Annotated in this window: 5 protein-coding genes; 2 read left to right on the top strand and 3 right to left on the bottom strand. The window is 34.8% G+C overall.

Annotated elements, in window-relative coordinates; translation table 11 throughout:
- Positions 1–155: 155 nt before the first annotated feature.
- Both RMO83_RS07315 and RMO83_RS07310 read left to right on the top strand, forming a co-directional pair.
- The gene (locus RMO83_RS07315) at positions 156–1,394 is read left to right on the top strand and encodes a M20 family metallo-hydrolase (RefSeq protein ID WP_310559020.1); all 1,239 of its coding nucleotides are present in this window, start codon (positions 156–158) and stop codon (positions 1,392–1,394) included.
- 2 nt (positions 1,395–1,396) lie between these two features.
- Positions 1,397–2,047: a hypothetical protein gene (locus RMO83_RS07310; protein WP_310559019.1), complete on the top strand. Its 651-nt coding sequence runs from the start codon at positions 1,397–1,399 to the stop codon at positions 2,045–2,047.
- A gap of 63 nt (positions 2,048–2,110) precedes the next feature.
- Here the strand turns inward: RMO83_RS07310 and RMO83_RS07305 are convergent, their stop codons facing one another.
- From RMO83_RS07305 to RMO83_RS07295, 3 genes are all read right to left on the bottom strand, one after another.
- Complete coding sequence (locus tag RMO83_RS07305) at positions 2,111–2,527, bottom strand: thiol-disulfide oxidoreductase DCC family protein (RefSeq protein WP_310559018.1); 417 nt, start codon at positions 2,525–2,527, stop codon at positions 2,111–2,113.
- Positions 2,528–2,598: 71 nt separating this feature from the next.
- Complete coding sequence (locus tag RMO83_RS07300) at positions 2,599–2,904, bottom strand: GIY-YIG nuclease family protein (RefSeq protein ID WP_310559017.1); 306 nt, start codon at positions 2,902–2,904, stop codon at positions 2,599–2,601.
- 109 nt (positions 2,905–3,013) lie between these two features.
- Positions 3,014–4,877 (bottom strand): endonuclease MutS2 (locus tag RMO83_RS07295; RefSeq protein WP_310559016.1); only part of this gene is annotated, 1,864 nt, incomplete at its 5' end.

Raw genomic sequence — 4,877 nt, 5'->3', positions numbered from 1 at the left:
AGAAATCAACTGTCCGAAAACAGATTTTGTCGAAAAATAGCTATTTTTGTCCATCGTAATTTATGTTTTGCAATACAAAAATACGATTCTTTGAAAGAAGCCATTAATTTGGCTTCTTTTTTATCGGACAATAATGGTTTTAAATATCGAAAAACATGAAAATAAACGCAAATCGTCTTCAAAGTCATTTTGAAGCTATGAGTTTGATTGGTAAAATTGGCGTAACAGGAACGTGTCGTCCGGCACATACAGCATTAGAAAAAGAAGGTTTTGAACTTGCTGCTTATTGGATGCAAAAAGCAGGAATGACAACCCACATAGATAATTTCGGAAATTTAATTGGACGATTAGAAGGCAAAAATCCAGATTTACCCATTTTGATGATGGGCTCACATTTAGATTCTCAGCCTTACGGTGGAAGATTTGATGGGGTTGCAGGCGTTTTGTGTGCTATTGAAGTAATAACAACTTTATCCGAAAATGGAATTAAACCCGAAAGAGCTATCGAAGTCATTTCTTTTGCTGATGAAGAAGGATGGCGTTTTAACAAAGGATTGTTCGGTTCTCGAGGTATTTTAGGAAAATTAGATGAAGGTGAGTTAGAACGCACCGATAAAGACGGAATTACTCGAGGTCAAGCCTTGAAAGATTTTGGTTGTGATATTTTAAAATTCAAAGAATCGGAATATAAACTAGGAAGCATTTTTTGTTTTTTGGAATTGCACATTGAGCAAGGTCCTGTTTTAGATATAGCTAATAAACCCATAGGAGTGGTTTCTGGAATTTCAGGACCATTATGGTGGACTGTTAAACTAAAAGGAATGGCAGGACACACAGGTTCGGTACCAATGCCTATTCGTAAAGACGCTTTGGTTGGTGCTGCGGAAATTATTGTCGCTGTTAATGAAATTGCAACTCAGGTGCCTGGAGCACCAACAGTGGGGACAGTGGGTACCATCAATGTTTTTCCTGCTTCTCGAAATATTATTCCAGAAGAAGTTACTTTTACAGTAGATTTACGTGATATCGATTTAGAGCGAAGAAATCGTTATGAAAAACAATTACGAGATCGAATTGATAAAATCACAAAAAAACATCATTTGTCTTATGAAATATCAGAAGATACTAAAAGTGATCCACGCTATTGTGCTGATTGGATTAAAGAAATAATTCACGAAGAGTGTGTTTCCCTAAAACTAGATGCTCCCGAGTTGATGAGCGGTCCTTTTCACGATGCTTTAGCATTGTCTTACGCTTGTGATTACGGAATGATTTTCGTTCGTTGTAAAGACGGCGTTAGTCATAACCCTTTAGAATATTCTTCTTATGAAGATTTGGCTTTGGGTGCTAACGTAATGCTAGGTACTGTTGTAAAAATTCTAAAACAAAAATAAATATGAGTTCAGTATCAAAAATATTTTCACTTTTAATGGTGCTATTTTTACTAAATAGTTCCTGCACCGATCTAGATGATTTAATAAGTCCACCTTCCGATTTTTACTATCTTGGGAGTTTGCCTATACCTTTTTATACTCATGGCTCTTCGGGATTACCCAATATTAATTGGGGAAATGAACAAGGAATCTTTAATTTGAATGATGCTTATACTGGAGTTAGTGTAGATCAGCAGACGGGGATTTTATCTTGGAATGAAAATTTACCATTAGGCGAAAATAGAGTTTATGTCACTGCAACAAATTCGGCTGGATCAGCAATTGCAACAGTGCTATTATTACATCAATTTAGCGGACAATTTAATGGTGGTTATAATGTGAATCCAAGTTCTACAATCGTAAATGATTCAAATCTTACCATTACTTTTAATGTAAATGGTACTATGAGTCTTACCGATTCAGGCGCTACTGCAAATGGAACTTGGTTAATTAAATCAGGCAAACTCATCGTTATGTATTCTATTGCTTCTGTCGATTATGAATTGAATTTTAATTTAACGTATTCAGTAACCGTAAAACCGTTTTTAGAAGGATATAAAAAAATTGATGGAAGCTCCTTAAACATCGGTTTTGCGAGACTTAACTACCAATAGTAATTTAAAACAAGCGCTTTTTTTCTAAAAATAGTGTAGTTTAAAAATAGTTGTATCCTATTTTTATGATAAAAATTTGGATTGTAATTCCTTTGTTGGAATCATACAACTTTCTTTTTTGCCATACCATTTGTAACGATTTTTAGCGATGTAATCATAAACTTGATTGCTAATTCCAGTTGGAATAATCCTGAAAATAGTCCCAAAATGCCAAATTCCACCCAAATTTTTTGCGATTTCTAATGCCGCTTGTGATTTGTAATAATAGGCAACTCCAGGTTCGTATAAAATTATACTTTCAATGTTTTTTGGATTGATTCCAATATGTTGTAAAATTTCCTCACCCAAGTATGATTGCAAAGCCACGAAGCGAAAAATATCTTTTTTGTCATGCTGAATCACAAATTGTACAGCCGAATCGCATAAATTGCAAACACCATCGAAGAGGATTATTTTTTTATTTAGAGGAAGGTTTTGCATAATTTTGTCATTGCGAGGCACGAAGCAATCACATTTGTTGCTCAATTTTGCTCCTTATTTTAGTACGCTTTTTATTCGGTCATTATATCTTTAATCTCTTCAAATAAATCTTTCCAAGTCGGATTCATTGAACGAATTAAATTGTTTTTAGTTTCTCTTGAACCTGCTTTGATTATTTTTTCTCTCGCGATTGCATCTCCAATCCATTGGTATTGTTCGTAATATACTAATATATTCACATTGTAACGAGCTGAAAATGAATTAGGATACCTTTTCTCTATATGCTCCAAAATCCTTTTTGGAAGATTGGAAGTTACCCCAGTATAAACTACAGTTTGATATTGATTAGTGATGATATAAATAAATCCAGATTTCATTATTTTAGTTGTGTTTTGTAATTGCGAGGAACGTGCGCCATCTCAATAAGTTGCTCAATTTTGGTGATCTCGTAATGCGATTGCTTCGTTCCTCGCAATGACTTGATTACTATTTCTTGACAGCTTCCACCAATTCCAAAAGATCCAAACTTACTTTAGAAGTAAACACCCCATAATTGACGGTGGCTTTATTTTTTTCAATATTGTCAATGCTTCCGACCGCTTTTCCGTCAAACATTCTGACTCTGTCGCCCACTTTTAGAATAGGTTTTGGTTTTTCGATAACGGGCTTTAATTTCTTTTCTTTTTTGGCAACCCTAATTTCCTCCACTTTAACTTCAATCTCTTTGACGACCTCTTTTTTCTTTTCTATAATTGCCTTCGCTTCTTTTGGAGTCGCTTTTATTCTTTTGGAGTTTTCAATTTCGATGATTTTCAAAAATTCGCCAATGAGGTCTTTCTTATTCTTATTATTGAAATAGTTCTGGGCAATAGATTCAATCTTTTGTCCAATATAAATCGTTTTCTGGTTGCTGTCATATAATTCCTGATAACTTTCTAGTTTTTGCTTGATTTTTACATTGATGGTTTCCATTTTCTTACCTTCTTCACGTGCTTTTGTTTCTTCTTCCTTCAGTGTTTGCGATGTTTTTTCCATCTTTGAACGTTCCTTTTGAAGTGTGGCAATTGTTTTGTCAAAACGCACTTTTCCGACTTCAATTTTCTTTTTCGCCCGATTAATTAAGCTGAACGGAATTCCATTCTTCAAAGCCACTTCAAACGTGAACGAACTGCCGGCTTGGCCCAAAACCAATTTGTACATTGGTTCCAAAGTTTTTTCGTCGAACAGCATATTAGCATTGATGGCAAAAGGCAATTCGTTGGCCAGAATTTTTAGGTTCGAATAATGTGTAGTAATTATTCCAAACGCTTCCCGATGGTAGAACTCTTCCAAGAAAATTTCCGCCAAAGCACCGCCTAATTCCGGGTCCGAACCTGTACCAAATTCATCAATTAGAAACATGGTTTTCTTGTTGCATTTCTTCAAGAAGTAGTTCATGTTCTTTAATCGGTAACTGTAAGTACTCAAATGATTTTCAATAGATTGATTGTCTCCAATATCTGTTAAGATTCTATCGAATAAAAAGGTTTCACTTCGTTCGTGAACGGGAATTAGCATTCCAGATTGTAACATCAGTTGAAGCAATCCAACGGTTTTCAGCGAGATGGTTTTTCCTCCTGCATTGGGTCCGGAAATAACTATTATCCTTTTTTCTTGGTTTAATTCAAAAGTTTGAGGATGCGTAATTTCGTTTTTTTGTTTGTTGTTCAAATACAAAATAGGGTGGAAGGCATCTCTAAAAAACAAACGTCGATCTTCACTAATTGTTGGTAGTATGCCATTAATTCTGTTGGCATATTTTGCTTTTGCAGCAATGACATCAATATCACTCAAGAAATCTTGGTATTGAATAAGCAAAGGCAAAAAAGGACGAATTTGATTCGATAATTGCTTTAGAATTCTAGTGATTTCTTCCTTTTCCTCGTATTCTAAATTGCTTAATTCACGAGAGTATTTCAAGGTAGTTTCCGGTTCAATATAAGCGATGCTTCCCGTTTTTGAACTGCCCAAAATAGAACCTTTCACCTTTCGGCGATACATAGCTAAAACAGCTAAAACCCTACGATTTTGCACAAAACTTTCTTTAATATCATCCAAATAACCGAGAGAATTGTTTTGTGTCAAAGCCACCCCAAAACTCTGATTGACTTTGCCTCGAACAGTATTCATTTCCCGTCGAGTATTCAATAAATCGGGGGAAGCATTGTCTTTTATCTCGCCATATTTATCGACAACCATATCAATTAGATAACTTATATCTTTTGTGATTGCTACACCAGACGCTTTTCTATTTAAATAAGGATAATACTCTTCAAATTTCTTGAAATAATGCAGCATAAAATTCGTGGTT

Source organism: Flavobacterium sp. (assembly GCF_031423415.1).
Lineage (GTDB): Bacteria > Bacteroidota > Bacteroidia > Flavobacteriales > Flavobacteriaceae > Flavobacterium.
This window is presented reverse-complemented; position numbering and strand designations above follow the sequence as displayed.

Bases quoted from the DNA above. Each gene is read 5' to 3' on its own strand.
- RMO83_RS07305 (WP_310559018.1), bottom strand. From the start codon at position 2,527: ATGCAAAACCTTCCTCTAAATAAAAAAATAATCCTCTTCGATGGTGTT.
- RMO83_RS07315 (WP_310559020.1), top strand. From the start codon at position 156: ATGAAAATAAACGCAAATCGTCTTCAAAGTCATTTTGAAGCTATGAGT.
- RMO83_RS07310 (WP_310559019.1), top strand. From the start codon at position 1,397: ATGAGTTCAGTATCAAAAATATTTTCACTTTTAATGGTGCTATTTTTA.
- RMO83_RS07300 (WP_310559017.1), bottom strand. From the start codon at position 2,904: ATGAAATCTGGATTTATTTATATCATCACTAATCAATATCAAACTGTA.